The organism is Exiguobacterium sp. s124, assembly GCF_018617485.1.
Classification (GTDB): domain Bacteria; phylum Bacillota; class Bacilli; order Exiguobacteriales; family Exiguobacteriaceae; genus Exiguobacterium; species Exiguobacterium aestuarii.
In genome coordinates, this window is the sequence record NZ_JACSKH010000001.1 from 116,575 (window position 1) to 132,192 (window position 15,618).

Annotated in this window: 17 protein-coding genes; 12 read left to right on the forward strand and 5 right to left on the reverse strand. The window is 49.2% G+C overall.

The features are described 5' to 3' along the window. Window positions 1–54: 54 nt before the first annotated feature. The 3 genes from KNO85_RS00670 to tnpB form a co-directional block, all read right to left on the reverse strand. Window positions 55–579: a hypothetical protein gene (locus KNO85_RS00670; protein WP_214786049.1), complete on the reverse strand. Its 525-nt coding sequence runs from the start codon at window positions 577–579 to the stop codon at window positions 55–57. A gap of 128 nt (window positions 580–707) precedes the next feature. Beyond that, window positions 708–1,784: a diguanylate cyclase gene (locus KNO85_RS00675; protein WP_214786050.1), complete on the reverse strand. Its 1,077-nt coding sequence runs from the start codon at window positions 1,782–1,784 to the stop codon at window positions 708–710. 117 nt (window positions 1,785–1,901) lie between these two features. Then, on the reverse strand, window positions 1,902–3,074 hold the full coding sequence (gene tnpB, locus KNO85_RS00680; protein ID WP_214786052.1) for an IS200/IS605 family element RNA-guided endonuclease TnpB: 1,173 nt from the start codon (window positions 3,072–3,074) through the stop codon (window positions 1,902–1,904). A gap of 298 nt (window positions 3,075–3,372) precedes the next feature. Here tnpB and KNO85_RS00685 point away from each other — a divergent pair, with 298 nt between their 5' ends. The 6 genes from KNO85_RS00685 to KNO85_RS00710 all read left to right on the forward strand — a co-directional run bounded on the left by KNO85_RS00685 (window position 3,373) and on the right by KNO85_RS00710 (window position 7,450). After that, window positions 3,373–3,555, forward strand: coding sequence for a hypothetical protein (locus KNO85_RS00685; protein ID WP_031422036.1), 183 nt, complete (start codon window positions 3,373–3,375; stop codon window positions 3,553–3,555). A gap of 82 nt (window positions 3,556–3,637) precedes the next feature. Continuing rightward, window positions 3,638–4,588 carry a peptide-methionine (S)-S-oxide reductase MsrA gene (gene msrA, locus KNO85_RS00690; protein ID WP_214786054.1) on the forward strand — a complete coding sequence of 317 codons (951 nt, stop codon included), beginning with the start codon at window positions 3,638–3,640 and terminating at the stop codon, window positions 4,586–4,588. A gap of 13 nt (window positions 4,589–4,601) precedes the next feature. Continuing rightward, the gene (locus tag KNO85_RS00695; RefSeq protein ID WP_214786056.1) at window positions 4,602–5,888 is read left to right on the forward strand and encodes a DUF2252 domain-containing protein; all 1,287 of its coding nucleotides are present in this window, start codon (window positions 4,602–4,604) and stop codon (window positions 5,886–5,888) included. A gap of 62 nt (window positions 5,889–5,950) precedes the next feature. Next, on the forward strand, window positions 5,951–6,229 hold the full coding sequence (locus KNO85_RS00700; RefSeq protein ID WP_214786058.1) for a DUF5327 family protein: 279 nt from the start codon (window positions 5,951–5,953) through the stop codon (window positions 6,227–6,229). Window positions 6,230–6,337: 108 nt separating this feature from the next. Then, window positions 6,338–6,703 (forward strand): rhodanese-like domain-containing protein, encoded by a 366-nt coding sequence (locus KNO85_RS00705; protein ID WP_012727509.1) that lies wholly within the window; start codon window positions 6,338–6,340, stop codon window positions 6,701–6,703. A gap of 114 nt (window positions 6,704–6,817) precedes the next feature. Beyond that, window positions 6,818–7,450, forward strand: coding sequence for an HAD family hydrolase (locus KNO85_RS00710; protein ID WP_214786060.1), 633 nt, complete (start codon window positions 6,818–6,820; stop codon window positions 7,448–7,450). Between the two features lie 48 nt (window positions 7,451–7,498). Here KNO85_RS00710 and KNO85_RS00715 read toward each other — a convergent pair whose 3' ends face one another. Beyond that, on the reverse strand, window positions 7,499–8,911 hold the full coding sequence (locus KNO85_RS00715; protein WP_214786062.1) for an NAD-dependent succinate-semialdehyde dehydrogenase: 1,413 nt from the start codon (window positions 8,909–8,911) through the stop codon (window positions 7,499–7,501). A gap of 92 nt (window positions 8,912–9,003) precedes the next feature. Here KNO85_RS00715 and KNO85_RS00720 point away from each other — a divergent pair, with 92 nt between their 5' ends. The 3 genes from KNO85_RS00720 to KNO85_RS00730 are packed head-to-tail and all read left to right on the forward strand — an operon-like array spanning window position 9,004 to window position 11,026. Further along, entirely contained in the window at window positions 9,004–9,516 is a 513-nt protein-coding gene (locus KNO85_RS00720) for a glycerol-3-phosphate acyltransferase (protein ID WP_214786064.1), read from the forward strand. Beyond that, window positions 9,513–10,082, forward strand: coding sequence for a GNAT family N-acetyltransferase (locus KNO85_RS00725; RefSeq protein WP_214786066.1), 570 nt, complete (start codon window positions 9,513–9,515; stop codon window positions 10,080–10,082). The genes KNO85_RS00720 and KNO85_RS00725 overlap by 4 nt, the downstream gene beginning before the upstream one ends. After that, complete coding sequence (locus KNO85_RS00730) at window positions 10,055–11,026, forward strand: pyridoxal-phosphate-dependent aminotransferase family protein (protein ID WP_214786068.1); 972 nt, start codon at window positions 10,055–10,057, stop codon at window positions 11,024–11,026. Before KNO85_RS00725 ends, KNO85_RS00730 begins: the two co-directional genes overlap by 28 nt. Here KNO85_RS00730 and KNO85_RS00735 read toward each other — a convergent pair. Then, the gene (locus KNO85_RS00735) at window positions 10,965–12,602 is read right to left on the reverse strand and encodes an ABC1 kinase family protein (protein WP_214786070.1); all 1,638 of its coding nucleotides are present in this window, start codon (window positions 12,600–12,602) and stop codon (window positions 10,965–10,967) included. The two genes, KNO85_RS00730 and KNO85_RS00735, sit on opposite strands and share 62 nt — an antisense overlap. Window positions 12,603–12,695: 93 nt before the next feature. On the opposite strand from KNO85_RS00735, the gene KNO85_RS00740 reads away from it, so the two are divergent. The 3 genes from KNO85_RS00740 to KNO85_RS00750 all read left to right on the forward strand — a co-directional run bounded on the left by KNO85_RS00740 (window position 12,696) and on the right by KNO85_RS00750 (window position 15,613). Then, window positions 12,696–13,301, forward strand: coding sequence for a trimeric intracellular cation channel family protein (locus KNO85_RS00740; RefSeq protein WP_012727503.1), 606 nt, complete (start codon window positions 12,696–12,698; stop codon window positions 13,299–13,301). Between the two features lie 12 nt (window positions 13,302–13,313). Further along, on the forward strand, window positions 13,314–13,679 hold the full coding sequence (locus tag KNO85_RS00745) for a DUF423 domain-containing protein (RefSeq protein ID WP_214786072.1): 366 nt from the start codon (window positions 13,314–13,316) through the stop codon (window positions 13,677–13,679). Window positions 13,680–14,101: 422 nt separating this feature from the next. Next, window positions 14,102–15,613 carry a murein hydrolase activator EnvC family protein gene (locus KNO85_RS00750; RefSeq protein WP_214786074.1) on the forward strand — a complete coding sequence of 504 codons (1,512 nt, stop codon included), beginning with the start codon at window positions 14,102–14,104 and terminating at the stop codon, window positions 15,611–15,613. Window positions 15,614–15,618 lie beyond the last annotated feature (5 nt).

The window sequence follows — 15,618 nt, forward strand, 5'->3', positions numbered from 1 at the left end:
AAGAAAGGTAAAAAAAGACCCATCCATGCGAACATGTACGGGACTCTGTTTTGCTTAGTTCGAGGCGACGCCTTTTCGAACGGTGAAGCGAATGAGACTGAACAAGTATCTCGTGAAAAAGAGAGCGAACGCGTAAAATAGCGCGATGAACGGTGACTGGAGATGAATACCCGGGATGTTCATCAAAAACTCTAACACGAGAATCGATAGCAAGAATACGTAAAGGGCAGCGTCTAAATAAAGTGGCATAAGACGACCACGCTGATGCCAAAACGTACGAATGAGTGGTGCCACGATCATTCCGATAATCCGTTCAGCAAAACCGATACTGAGCACGGCGATCAGGAAAGATGGGACGGTGTTAAATGCTACTAAATCTGAGAATACGAATCCTGAAATCAATAAGAGTGGGCCGATGACGATCATCATCGAGAGCGACGTACGGAAGAAAATCCATAAGTTTTGTTGAATCGAACGAATTCCCCCGAGTGCCGATTGTTGAAGCGTCTTCCCACGTTTATAGTCAATCGCAAACGCGCTGATAAACATAATTCCAAACAAAGATAACAAAACTGACATGAACGATGTTTCCCCTTTTCTGAATAAATCCTGATGTACCAATCTGAACCAAAGTCTAGCCTAGTTTAACGATTCATTTCGAGAAAGTAAAGCGAGAAAACATGTTCAAGTGTGAAGTGTTCAATCGATTAAGAGGCGAGGATGAAGCGATTTCGTCCAGACTCTTTTGCGTGATATAACGCTTCATCTGCGTGCTTCAATACACTATCGATTTCAATATCGTTCGAGTGACAGGCTCCAAGCGAAACGGTGATGTGTAGCGTTCCTGCGCTCGTCTCAAACGGGAACGACGAAACCTTTTCTCGGATAGATTCTGCGAGGCGAGACACTTCATCTCGCGTAGCGTGAGGCATGACGATTAAAAATTCTTCACCGCCGAAGCGACCGACCAAATGCCGCTCTTCACTTTCATTGACGAGCAGCATACCGAGTTCACGTAACACATCATCGCCGACGTCGTGCCCATACGTATCATTCACTCGTTTGAAGTGATCAATATCGACTAAGATTAACGCATATTCTTCTGCCTCGACCGTCAAGTTGGCCATCGCTTCATTCAAGAGACGACGGTTGGCAATCCCAGTGAGTGCGTCCGTTCGCGCAAGCTGTTGTTGATGTTGGACGTTCTCGAAATGGCGGCGTAGTTCGAGAAGCAATCGATAGGCAGCACAAGAACCGCCATATGACATGAGTGTATAGACGATTAAGACGGGATAGAACAGATTGAGCGGTAGCGCGGTATAGATAGCTGCCCCGAAGATGGCGATGCTAATCGTTGTAAAAACAAGTAAGGTGGAACGCGTGTTATCCATACGTTTACGCAAAATGCCTGTCGCCCCGACTAACACAATCATTGTCGCGATGGCAAGATAGAGACCGAGCATAGCTCCATCTGTAAAAAAGAGGACCAGGAAGCGCCCCGTCAATAAGATGACACCCGCGACAGCTCCGCTTACCCAGCCGCCAAACAGAACGGCGAGTATGATTGGAATGTTGCGCAAGTCGATGAGCACGCCTTCGAGAGGTAAGGCATTGACTAACAATAGGATTGCAATGCCTCCGGTTTGTACACCGAGCAAGATTCTGCCTTTTAGTGGGGATTGTGGTGTCAAACGAGGGCGATTGCGGAACGGTAAAAAGGAAATCGTGAAGAGCGTGAACAAGATACACAGGTTGATAAAGAATGCATTAACGATTGTGAGCATCGAAGGTCCCCCTTATCCTGTATGGAAATATTTAGTTACAGTTTGAACTACCCCCACCTACGCTTCGCTTGGAGGTGGAGGATTCCTGAGTTATCCTCTCTAACGAGAGAAACCTGATCAGGCTAGCCCCGTCGTCCCGACGGTTGAAGAAGCCAAGATGCGTTCGGCTTCTAATTTCAAGTTCAGTCCCGCGTTCACATCCCGGTCGTGGTGGACCCCGCAGTTCGGGCATGTCCATTCACGCAAGCCGAGATGCTTCACGTCTTTGTGTTGATGGCCGCAACCCGAACACGCTTGGCTCGAGGCGAAGGTCTTCCCGACCTTCACGACGGTCTTCCCGTACCAGTCGGCCTTATACTCGAGCATGCGGAAGAACGCCGACCAGCTGACCTCGGAGATTGACTTGCTCAACTTGCGGTTCTTCTGCATGTTCTTCACCTGCAGGGTCTCGATGCCGATGACGTCGTGGTTTTTGACGATCTCGGTCGACACCTTGTGCAGGAAGTCGGCGCGTTTGTTGGCGATTTTCTCATGGATGCGGGCGACTTTCCGCTTCTGCTTCTGATAGTTCTTCGCCTCGGAGAGTCTCACCTTCTTGTTCAGGGCGATGCGCTGGCGACGGGACAACTTGCGCTGTTCGCGGGCTAGCTTCTTCTCGAGCGTACGGAAATAACGGTCGTTCTTGTACAATGTGCCGTCCGATAGAACGGCAAAGTTCTTCAGCCCGACGTCGACGCCGACCGATGAACCGGTCTTCGGCAGTTCACCGATTTCCCGCTCTACGAGAAGGGAGACGAAGTATTTGCCCGAAGCCGTGCGTCGGATCGTGGCGTTCAGGATGCGGCCCTCGACCTGTCTCGAGTTGGCGAACCGTACCCACTTCAGCTTGGGGAGTTTGAGTTGATTCCCGACGATCGAGACCTCGGGGAGCTGGGACTTGCCTTGGATGTTCGCCGTATAGGATTGGACGGGGTGTCGCTTCGACTTGAAACGGGGATGATTCCCCTCCTTCTTGAAGAACTTCTTGTACGCGTCGGCCAGGTGTTTGACACTGTTCTGGACGGCCGTGCTGTCCACTTCCGTCAACCAACTGAATTCTTGTTTGAGCATGGGAAGTGCTTTCGAGCAGGCATCATACGACAGTCCCTTGCCGGTCGCTTCATAGGCCGCGTCCCATTTCGCCAGGAAGTGGTTGAACACGAACCGGGAACAGCCGATCGTCTTGGCGATCAGGACCTCCTGTTCCTTCGTCGGATAGATCCGAAACTTGTAAGCCTTGTGCTTCACCATGATGTTCACCCCCTTGAAGGAATCATACCCGAAAGAGAGGCAGGCAATTCATCTCCCACTTTCACTAGGGTTTTGCCCTGAACGTTTAGAAGTGGGAGTATTCTCACCTAATTTTGATAAATCATGTTGTCGAAAACAGGTAGGATTAACCTGTGAACTAAAATATAAGTACCTTTGATTAGAATTCAAGTCCAACCCCAATTACTCCTCTTCGGTTTCACAGACATGTTTCAACTTTTAGAACTTTCGCTATCGAAAATCGAAAGTTTGGTATGATAAGAGAAAAGGAGGACTGTCCGTGCGTTACTGGGATCATTTTAAACGAGCGTTTATTCCGATTGCGCTCATTTTGATTGGATTAGCGATCTTTTATACTTTATCGGCTCGAGATAACATGGTGTTGACGCTTTTAGGGGCTGCGATTGTAGGAGTCATCTTATTTTTAGTGATGCGTCATGTGAACCAAGTCGAAGAAGACTGAAGCGAGAACACATTTTGTGGTTCTCGTTTTTTGTTGTCTGATGACTTTTTTGGGTACACTACAAAGTAAGGAGGGATTTTTTATGGCAAAAGCTACATTTGCGGGAGGCTGTTTTTGGTGCATGGTCAAACCGTTTCATAAATATGAGGGGGTCGAACGTGTCATTTCCGGATACACTGGAGGACATGTCGATAACCCGACGTATCAACAAGTCTGTTCAGAGACGACGGGACATTTAGAGGCGGTCGAGATCACGTTCGATCCTGAGGTTATCTCTTATGAGGAACTGCTCCGCATCTATTGGCGTCAAATCGACCCAACTGATGGTGGGGGACAATTCAACGATCGTGGCGAATCGTATCGTCCGGCCATCTTCTATCATTCAGAGGAGCAACGCGACGCAGCCGAGCGCTCGAAACAAGAAGTGGAAGACTCAGGGCGATTTGAACGTCCGATCGAAGTCGACATCCGCCCTGCGAAAACGTTCTGGGAAGCGGAAGATTACCATCAGGACTATTATAAAAAGAATCCGTTCCGCTACGAGATGTATCGGGTCGGATCGGGTCGCGCGAAGTTCATCAAAGAAGCATGGAGTGATCGTAAGCAACAACAAGCACTCCGTGAGCGCTTGACACCGATGCAATATAAAGTGACGCAAGAAAATGGAACGGAACCACCGTTTCAAAATGAATACTGGGACGAAGAGCGGGAAGGGTTGTACGTCGACATCGTCGATGGAACGCCACTGTTCACATCTCATGATAAATTCCAGTCAAATTGCGGATGGCCGAGTTTCTCACGTCCAATCGAGGAGAAACGGGTTGATTTGAATATGGATACGACGCACCACATGGTTCGGACAGAAGTCCGTTCAAAACAAGGTGACAGTCACCTCGGTCACGTGTTTGACGACGGACCGAAAGAACTAGGCGGCTTACGCTATTGCATCAACTCGGCTGCTCTCCGATTCATTCCTGTAGAGGAGCTTGAAGAGGCTGGGTACGGGGAATATAAACACTTATTCAACAAGTGAAGGGGAGAGCCGTATGTTCACAGCCGTCAAACAACAAATTCGGTGCGAGACGATCGGGACCGTCCTTGATTTTTATGACCAGTCGATTCGTCATCTTTCGGAAGAAGCGAGACAAGAGAAGTATGCGAAGATGAGTTCGAGCCCGTTCTCATTCTTTCGAGGAAGTTCACACTTGTTCTATTATGACTTTGCGAAAGTTCCGATCGCGTTTGACACAGGTCCCGAGCACCCGACGTTCATTCAAGGAGACTTGCACTTTGAAAATTTCGGTGTGTTCGAGGACGGTGCCGGTACGATCATTTATGACGTAAACGATTTTGACGAGGCGTACATCGGATCATATTTGTTCGATTTGTTGCGGATGGCGGTCTCTGTCGATTTGTTCGCGGCCGAGTCTGGGTTTGATGGAAAAGCGGCCATCGAGGCGTTCGCCCGCTCTTACGCAGAGTCGATTGAGAAGCATGCGAACGGGCAAAGTGAGCATATTCAATTTACGAAAGAGAATACGTGTAAAGCCGTGAAAAAAGTCATTAAAAAAGCGGAGAAAAAGAAGGACGAATTCATGTCCGAACGAACGGAAGTACGGGACGAGGAACGTTACTTTTCAACGAGTGAGGATTTGATTCCCCTTTCATCAGGTATGCGCGAGAAGATCGAGACGGCCTGGGGAGATTATCTGTCTTCTTTGTCAGAGGAGCATCGTCATCACGCCGATCATTATGAAATCAAAGACATTGCCATCAAGCTTCAAAGTGGAACGGCTTCTATCGGTCTAGAGCGTTACTATATTTTGATTGAAGGAGCCGACAAAGAGCACGATGAAGATGTCATTTTAGAAATGAAACAGGCACAATCTGCCGTCCCATCGCTCTTTTTGCCGACGCATCCGCTATTTGAGAACGGATTATCGCATCAAGGAGCGCGTGTCGTGGCCGCACAGCGGGCAATGGTCCATAGTCGTGATCCATATCTCGGTTATTTGACGATTGATGGAAAAGAGTATTATGTAAGGCAGCGCTCACCTTATAAGCGCAAAGTGAAGGCGAAACACATGAAAGATGAGAAGTCGCTCATCGAGACGTTGAAAGTGCAAGCGCAAATCACAGCGAAGATTCACGCACGGGCCGATGCGACGTCTGACGCGTTGGATTATACGGCGAGTGAACGAATCGCGGCGGCAATCGGTGACTCTCCGTCCCTGTTTATTCGACAGTTATCGAGATGGGCTGATTTTTATGCGAATCAGGTTCGCTTTGACTACGACGCCTTTTTGAATTGGGTCGAATCAAGGAAGCGTTAAGGAAACTTGCGAATCGAAGGGGAAATCCTGCACAATGGAAGCGTAAAGGATGTGTAAGGACCATGATTACAGAACAACAAGTCATCGCTCAGATGCGTCAAGTGATGACACAGATTGAGTCATCGACGGGCGAAGTACAAAAGCGTCATTTGGCAAAGTTGATGGGCTTTTGCGAACTGCTATTAGCGGAGACGTCTGAAGCGAAGGGTGTCAGCACGGCACAAGCGACGATACCGGCGAGTGAATCAAAACCACCGCTCGATCGTCAGATGGCCGCCTTCCTAGGGATTCCAATGGAAGAAGACGAACAACCTAAATCGGATTCATTGCTCGATTTTTGAACCACATGTGCATCACATGTGGTTTTTTTGTGGAATCACTTTCATTGACTTAAATACCTTAGGGGGTATAATGGGTGTAAGAAATGAAAATCAAATGGAGGCGTGAATATGTTGGACTTTCTTTTTGTAGCGGTCGTCATTGGACTTGTGTATTTCTGGTGGAGTCGCCGAAACAATGTTAAAACGGTCTCGACGGACGACTTGAAACGAAGAATCGCGGAAGAGCGGAACATTCAACTGTTGGACGTGCGTGAGCCGCATGAATACCGCGGAGGACATATTAAGCAAGCGAAAAATGTGCCTCTTTCAGGATTTGGGAACGCGCAAGCGAAATATCCGAAGGAAAAAGAGCGTCCTGTCTACGTGATCTGTCAAAGTGGCATGCGTAGCCAACGCGCCGCAGCGATGCTCAAGAGTGCCGGATATACCGACGTCTATTCTGTAAAAGGCGGAATGAATTTCTGGCGAGGATAATGGACGCGACTGAACGAATCGGTTCAGTCGTTTTTTTGTCACTACGTTTTCCCTTTTGCATTTTCGGGGATTCTGCTACGGTAGGGAGAGAGTGAAAGAGAGGGGATCAATCCAATGGCAGTGATTTTATTTGATATCGATGGCACGTTAGTAGATACGACAGGACCGATGACACAAGCAATTCATGAGGCGCTTGAGGAACTTCCTCATCTTCCGAAACCGAGTGAAGAAGCAGTCCGCTCAGGATACGGCTTGGCAGGTAACGCATTTTGGGAGCATGTTATTCCAGAAGCGTCGCTCGAAGAGATTCGTTTCATTCGCAGATTGCGTCACACGACGCTCGAGAAGACGATGGAAGGGCAGAACGTCTTATTCGATGGAATTCGTGACATGTTGGAAACACTTCACGAACAAGGCCACACGTTGACGACGGCGAGTAACTGCGGCGTCCATTACATGAACCTGATTTTAGATACGCAACAGATTCGTTCATATATGACGGCGCCGGAATGCTTGGAGTCCGTCAGTGGCGAGAAGAAAGCAGACATTCTGACGGCGCATCGGGTCCGTCACGGTGAGGCGGACTATATTATGGTCGGCGATCGCAAATCGGATGTCGAGGCAGCACGGGCGCACGATTTTCCGGTCGTCTTGACAGGATTCGGATTCGGAAATGAAGAAGAGTGGGCGCTTGCGGATCACGTCATCAAGTCACCGAACGATTTAGTCGAATGGGTCAACCGATAAGAAAAGGCTTGTCGCACATGTCGACAAGCCTTTTTTGTATGCCTCTATTTACAACCCGAGTGAGATGTATTTGACTTCTAAAAATTCTTCGATGCCGTGGTGACCACCTTCACGGCCGAGTCCGCTCTCTTTCCAACCACCGAAAGGCGCTTGAGGAGTTGACGGTAGCCCATCGTTCACACCGACAATCCCATACTCTAACGACTCTGCTAAGTAGACGGCTTCATTGATGTCTTGCGTGAATAGATAGGCGGCTAATCCGAACGGCGTATTGTTCGCCCGTTTGATCACTTCGTCGAGTGAATCGAATGTCGCAATCGGTGCGACCGGTCCAAATGTTTCTTCGTTCATGCAGAGCATGTCTTCGTTCGCGTAACGGATGACCGCCGGACGAATGAAGAGCCCATCTAACACTTCGCCACCGTACACTTCACCGCCACGAATTTGAGCGTCCTCGATGTGTTTTTCGACTTTACTAAGCGCGTCATCGTCGATGAGTGGACCGATATCGACACCTTCCTCTAATCCGTTCCCGACTTTCAACGCTTCGACCTCTTTGATGAAACGCTCCGAAAATTCATCGACGACGGCTCGTTCGACATAAATTCGGTTCGCACAGACGCATGTCTGTCCACCGTTACGAAACTTCGTGGCGACCGCTTGCGGGACAGCTTTATCCAAGTCCGCCTTGGCCGTGACGATGAGCGGGGCGTGACCACCGAGTTCGAGCGAAATCTTTTTCATCGTGTCCGCAGCGTCACGCATGAGCATCTTCCCGACTTCGGTCGACCCTGTGAACGTCAACTTACGAACTCGTTTGTCCTGTTGCCACGCTTTGACGATATCGGAGGCTTGTCCTGTCACAAGATTGATGACCCCTTTTGGGATTCCTGCCTTATCGGCCAATTTGATCAATTCGATGGCGGTCAGTGGCGTTGCCGATGCGGGTTTCATGACGACCGTACAACCTGCAGCGAGTGCCGGAGCGACCTTGCGGGTAATCATGGCAGCCGGGAAGTTCCATGGCGTGATGGCAGCGATAACGCCGACCGGTTGCTTGATGGCAAAGATCCGCTTCTTATTCGATGAGGCGGGAATCGTCTCCCCGTACACCCGTCGACCTTCTGCTGCATACCAATCGATAAAGCCGTTCGCATAGTTGATTTCGCCGATGGCTTCTTTGAGCGGTTTTCCTTGTTCCTCGACCATCGTCCGTGCGAGCTCTTCCGTATGTTCTGCAATCAATCGGTGCCACTCATTGAGGAATTCCCCACGTTCTTCTGCAGTTTTTTGTTGCCATTCCTGTAGTGCTTCATGCGCTGCGTCGACGGCTTGAGTCGCTTCCTTCGTATCACTTTTTGTCACGACAGCCATGACATTGCCAGTGGCTGGATTACGTACCTCGATTGTTTGTCCGGTTTCTGTCCATTCCCCGTTAATATAGTTTTTCTCTTCTCGCATCTTGATTTCCCCTTTCCAAAAAGTGCACAGTTAATTAGAGGATACCCGTTTTTCTAGAACGCACACAATTTTCCAAAAAATGAGGGGATACTATGTGGATCATCATCGTCGGCTATTTAGTCGGGGGCCTACTCGGGGGTAGGTTATATGGGTTACTAAGTGGACATGATTTAGCGACATCTGGTTCGAAAAATACGGGGGCACGCAACGCGAACCGCATCGGAGGAGTGAAGGCATTTCTCATCGTATATGGATTCGACGTGCTCAAGACGATTGTTGTCTTACAGATGAGCGGACCGTATTTTTGGCAGACGGCGCTTGCGCTCACGCTCGGTCATATTTATCCGTTTTGGCGAATCCGCGCGGGCGGGAAGGGATATGCCGTTTTTTCTGGAATCATATGGGCATACGACCCGTGGTGGTTTATCGGGGGTCTCCTTGTCCTGTTGCTGTTGATTAAAGGAACAGGTAATTCCCGTGAGACGGGACTAGTAATGCTCGTCTTACTTCCACTCGCTGCGCTTGGAAGTGTTGGAGACGTCATATGGGCAGTGCTCATCGCAACTGTGATTATCTATCATCATGTGAAGGAGGGGAAACCATGATTGTTTACCGAAAAGCTGGGATATCCGATTTTGATGCGATTCACCGGTTAAATTATGAAACGTTCGTTGAAGAGATTCCGCAACATCCACCGAACCCGGAACGACGGCTCGTCGACCGATTTCATGGACAGAATACATATTGGATTGGGGAAGTGGACGGTGAAGTGGTCGCCATGTGTGCACTACGTGGCGAAAAACCTTTTTCGTTGGAACAAAAAGGGGTGCGCATTCCTGACGGGGATTGGATCGAAATTCGTTTGCTTGCTGTGAAGAGCGCGTATCGACGCAATCGGACATTCGCCGGACTGATGCGAGCGGTCATTAAAGATGCGACCGATCGTGAAGTGGATGGGATTGTCATCAGTGGGACGACGCGTGAACAAGTGCTCTATCACCGATTCGGATTTATTCCATTTGCGGATCCAATCGGCCCTGAGGAAGCAAGGTACGTTCCGATGATGTTAACGCGTTCAGCCTTTTATGAATCAAAGTCTGCGTCGACGCTTCGACCAATAAGTTTCCTTGCGGGTCCTGTCGAATGCTCGAATCGGTTCAGCAACAACTGACAAAGCGAATCGGACTTCCTTACGTCTATACGCTTCTCGGAAGTGGCACGGTCGCCAATGATGCGGTCGCGGCAAGATTGCGGGGACGTGGTGTCGTTTTATGCGCCGGCGAATTCGGGGAGCGTCTCATGGATCACGCATCCCGCGCCGGTCTCTCATTTGATGTCATTCAAGTGGACGAGGAAGGGAAATGGGAGGTTGCTCAACTTGAGCAGATTGAACCGGAGTGGGTGTGGACGGTACATTGTGAGACATCTTTAGGCATCTTAATCGATCTGGCCCCGCTTCACACGGGGCAAGGTGTCGTCGCCGTCGATGCAATCAGCGCGGTCGGGACACTTGTCTATGATTATTATTTCGCGGACTACGTGACTTTTTCCTCGGGGAAAGGATTACGGAATGCGCCAGGTCTCGCGTTCGTCGCGATGAAAGAGCAGGCGGAAATGATGCGAGACGTGCCACGCTACTTTGATTTGTCCCTCTATCAACCAATCGCCTTCACACAATCGGAACCGCTCCTTGCGGCGATGGATGTCGCATTAGAGGAATTAACGGAAGAACAGGTCGCGTCGCATCAGGAGAAGATGGCATTGTTGGTCAACTCACTTCGCGAGAATGGCTTACAATTCAAGCTGAGTCCCTCCCAGTCACCTGGCATCATCACAATCCCGATGCCGTGCGGACAGTCCTCGATTGAGTTAGGTCGACAACTATCCTATCAAGGTTATCTCGTCCAATATGAGAGCGAATATTTGAAACGGGCGAATGTCATCCAAGTATCGACGATGGGCTGGACGACACCTCGCATGATGCGTGACGTCGGTGCCTATATTGCCGAGTGGATTCAACAAAAAACCGCCACTCTGGAAAGTGACGGTTCGCTTAAACACGAAAATCCTGACGTGCCAAGTGACGAATTTTTCGTCCGAGGCGTCTCCAATTGAAGTAAGCCAGCACAGACACTACGCCACCTGACCAGAACAGCCATTCATCTGGTCGGATATAGCCGAGTAGCCCGACGAGCAACCCGAGCAAGATGACGATGGCATTGAACGTCTGACGGTGCAAGAGTTCTTTCGATTCCAAGTTGCGTTGGAACATCGCTTGCTCCGACAGACGTTTTCGTGTCGGCTCTTTTAAGTAATTGTCGAGAAGCGGTGGCACGTTCAACAATTTCTTCGCATAGTTGATCCCGGTCTTCACATAACGGTTTTGAAGTGTCGTGCCGTCCTCCTCGAGCCATTCGATGACAATCGGTTTGCCGAGTGTGAACAGGTCGATTTTCGGATCGAGGATTTGCAGGATGCCGAGCAAAGTCGAGGCGGCCCGACCGAAGAAGGCGAATTCCGCCGGGAGTTGGATCGGTTCGTTTTTGACGAGCAACTGAATATCCTGCAATACTTTCTCAATTAACTTCGTATCGACGGTGTCGATATCGGTCTCTAAATAAAATGTGACGGCTTTCTCGAGTGCTTGGCGAATGTTTTGCTTGTTCGCCGTCGGCAAGAGGAAGCGTAAGTCTTCTAGGCCGTCGACGATGCTGTCATAGTCGAGCGAGATGAACGCCTGTAAAATGTTTCGAATCGTTGCCATGTCTTGTGCCGTCGTCTGTCCGACCATTCCGAAGTCGAGTAAGATGATGGTGCCGTCTGCTCGGATTTGGACGTTTCCGGGGTGCGGGTCAGCGTGGAACTGTCCTCCGAACAACAATTGTTCGGCGGCGAGCGTAAATAGTCGTTCGGCTAGGGCGGAGCGATCGATTTCATTTTCTTTTAAGAAGGCGAGGTCGGTGATGCGTCGTGCATCGACCCAGTCCATCGTCAAGACGCGGTTCGTACAGAGGTGTTCGTGATAATCCGGGATGTAAACGTCCGGGTTATCCGCATATTTGGCTTTGAAATATAAGGCGTTTTTTAATTCGGTTTGAAAATTTAGTTCATCCCCGATGACAAAAATCATTTGGCGATATAAGCTATCTAAGTCGGTCGATTTTGCGAGGGATGTCCGCTTCAACATCGACGTGACAATCCGCATGGCCCGGAAGTCGGTACGGATGATTTTTTCGATATTCGGACGTTGAATTTTGATGGCGACCCGCTTGCCGTTTTCTAGAAGGGTGGCACCGTACACTTCCCCGATTGAGGCGGAGGCGACGGCGTCAATACCAACGTCTTTGACGACTTGCGTGTAAGGGACGCCCCATTCCGCTTCTAGAATCGCGCGCGACTTGTCCCAACCCGATGTCGGGACACGGTCGACGAGTTCAGACAGTTCGTTCAAGACGGCCGGAGGCAATAAATCGGCACGAATGGACAAGAATTGTCCGAGCTTGATCAACAAGCCTTCGAGTCGGAGTGCGTTTCGTTTATACTCACGCGCGAGCTTGAGCATGAGTGCTTCATATTCTTCTGTCGTGGCGACACCTTGCTGTTGCTTACGTGAAAAGGCGTATAGCCGAATGATGAATCGGGCGAACATGGTGACGATAATCCATATGCGGAACAAAGCGATACGTTTCATTGTAATACCGACATCCTTTACGACAGTCGCTCGACTGACCTGATTTTTTGTAACTATACTTTACCATACAATGCGTTGAAGAAAGGGCAAGGGATGTTCATGGAGTGGGAATTGCTCAACGTCGTCGGGACGATTGCGTTCGCGGCGAGCGGAGCCATCATTGCGATGGATGAAAAATACGATATTTTTGGGGTCTGGTTGCTCGCGTTTATCACCGCCTTTGGTGGCGGCGCGATTCGGAACGTCCTGTTAGGAAACCCCGTCAGTTTGATTTGGCAACAGAACGATTTATTTATTTTATGTTTTCTGGTCGCACTCCTCATCTTCCTGCTACCAAGTGTTGTATTGCCACATTGGGAACGCTGGGGTGTGATTGTGGATGCAATCGGATTGGTCGCCTTTGCCTTTCAAGGAGCACAGGTCGCAATCAAGCTGGATTTACCGTTATCGGCAGCAATCGCGGCGGCTGTCCTGACCGGGGTCGGGGGTGGCGTGGTCCGCGACTTACTGGCTGGGCGTAAACCGCTCGTCTTGCAATCAGAAGTGTACGCGATTTGGGCGATTCTCATTGCGGTCATCACGTATTACTTCAAGCTCGAAGGCGGTCTTGCCGTCTATGCGCTTTTAATTGTCGTAGCGACACTTCGAGTGATATCCTACTATCGAAAGTGGAATTTACCAGCACGAAAAGTCAGATAAGGGGGAACGAAAATGAAGATTTTACTAATGATCGGTGCCGGATTGATGGCACTCGGTGTGGCACTTGGCGCGTTCGGTGCCCATGCGCTAAAAGAGAGACTGTCACCGAACATGTTGGCGAACTGGCAGACGGGCGTGCTCTATCATATGATCCATGCGCTCGGAATCGTCGGGATCGCAGCGCTCCTCATGCGTGTGAGTATCAGCCAATTTAACATTGCCGGCTGGCTCATGTTTGCGGGAATCATCTTTTTCTCTGGAAGTTTATACGTCATGGCGTTGACGGGAATCACGAAACTCGGAGCCGTGACACCAATCGGCGGCGTCTTATTCATTGCTGCTTGGATTTTTGTCATCGTCGGTGCGATGAAATTGTAATGACAGAATCAATTTATTTCGACATCCATGTCTTTGCTCATGTACACATGCAGCGAGGGCATGGATTTTTTTGATGAGTCATCCCATCAATTGGAAAACAGATTTGCGCTTCATGTATTTATTATTTGAAAATAGGGTAAAGTGTTCTCTATTTACATAAAATATTACAGGGAGATGTCAGAATGAACGATTAGAAAAGGTATTGATAAATAATAAGTTCAACATATTCGTTGCCTGTGCTGTTGTTCATGCGTAATAAAATTGAAATATAACTTTAACAGGAAAATATCTAGCAGTTAGATATAATTAGTCATGTTGAAACTCAACCAAATGATCGTTTTTGTTACATACTGAAACGGCTTTAAAATATGTAGTGTAGTAGGTACTCACGTTTGTCATTTAAGAAAGGATGTACCCCATTCATGAATTGGAAACGCACAGTCTCGACGCTGACGCTTGGTGTGATGCTTATCAGCACACATACAGTTGCCGACGCATCGACTTCGATTAAAGAAAAACAAGAAGAACAACAAAAAGTACAAGAGAAGCGCAATGACGTGAAAAAGAACCAAGCCGATACGTCTTCAAAGATTGAAGTGAACAAAGAAGAGATTTCAAAAGTTCAGGCAGAGGTCAATAAAATGGACGCGCAGTTGCAAGACATCATCAACGATGTCGCTATGAAGCGCCAAGAAATCAAGCGCACCGAGATGAAAATCGAGGATCTTGAAGCCGACATTAAAGATTACCAAGAAAAAATGAAGGCACAAGAAGCGATGATGAAAGAACGTATGGCCACGATGCAAAAGAACGGTGGCGGCTCAATTAACTGGGCTGAATTCATCTTCGGTTCAAAAAACCTCTCTGATCTTGTCACGCGTATGATCACGGCTGGAACGATTCAGCGTAGTGACCAAGAGTTGTTCGATGACTATGAAGCGACACAAAAATCGCTCAAAGAAGCACAAGCGGACTTGAAAGCAGAACGTGCTTCGCTTCTCGAACAACAAAAAGCACTTGAAGTGCGTCAAGCTGAGCTCGAGAAGAAAATGAAGCAACGTGAGAAGCGTATCAAAGAGCTTGAAGAGAAGAACATCAAGTTTGAATCGCAAATCTTCGACCTTCAAGAAATTGAAGCGACGTTAGTGGCACAAGAACAAGCAATCGCGGCTGAAATCGAAGCACAGCGTCGCGAAGAAGAGGAAGCCCGTCGTCGTGCTGAAGAAGCAGCTCGTCAAGAGGCGGCACGTAAGGTAGAAGAAGCACGCCAAGCAGAAGCTGCACGTCAAGCTGAGGCTGCTCGCAAGGCAGAGGCAGCACGAGAAGCGGAAGCGGCTCGTCAAGCTGCTGCACAACAAAAGCAAGACAATAAAACGAATACCCCGTCTTCGTCGTCTTCAAACAATACGGCTCCATCAACACCAGCACCAAAACCGGAACCGGCGCCGAAACCCGCACCAACACCAGCGCCGAAACCGGAGCCAAAACCGGCACCGACGACATCGACGCCAGCACCGTCTAGCTCAATGTTCATTCAACCGGCTTCAGGACGCTACTCACAAGGGTGGGGTCCGGCGAGCGGTGCGTATGGTTACACGTTCCATAACGGTTTAGATATCGCTGGTCCAACAGGTACACCGATTCGTGCATCTGCGACAGGTACGGTCATTCGTGCAGGCTGGGGTGGCGCTTACGGGAACCACGTCATGATCGCGCACGTCATCAACGGTCAAGTTTGGACGACAGTTTATGCACACATGAACTCAGTATCTGTCAGCTCAGGACAGCGTGTGACACAAGGATCAAATATCGGGACACTTGGAAACACAGGGAACTCGTCAGGTCCGCACTTGCACTTTGAGATTCATAAAGGCGGCTACTCGTACTCGGCAACGAGCGCAGGTAGCACGGTCAACCCGCGTCAGTTCTTCTGATGCCC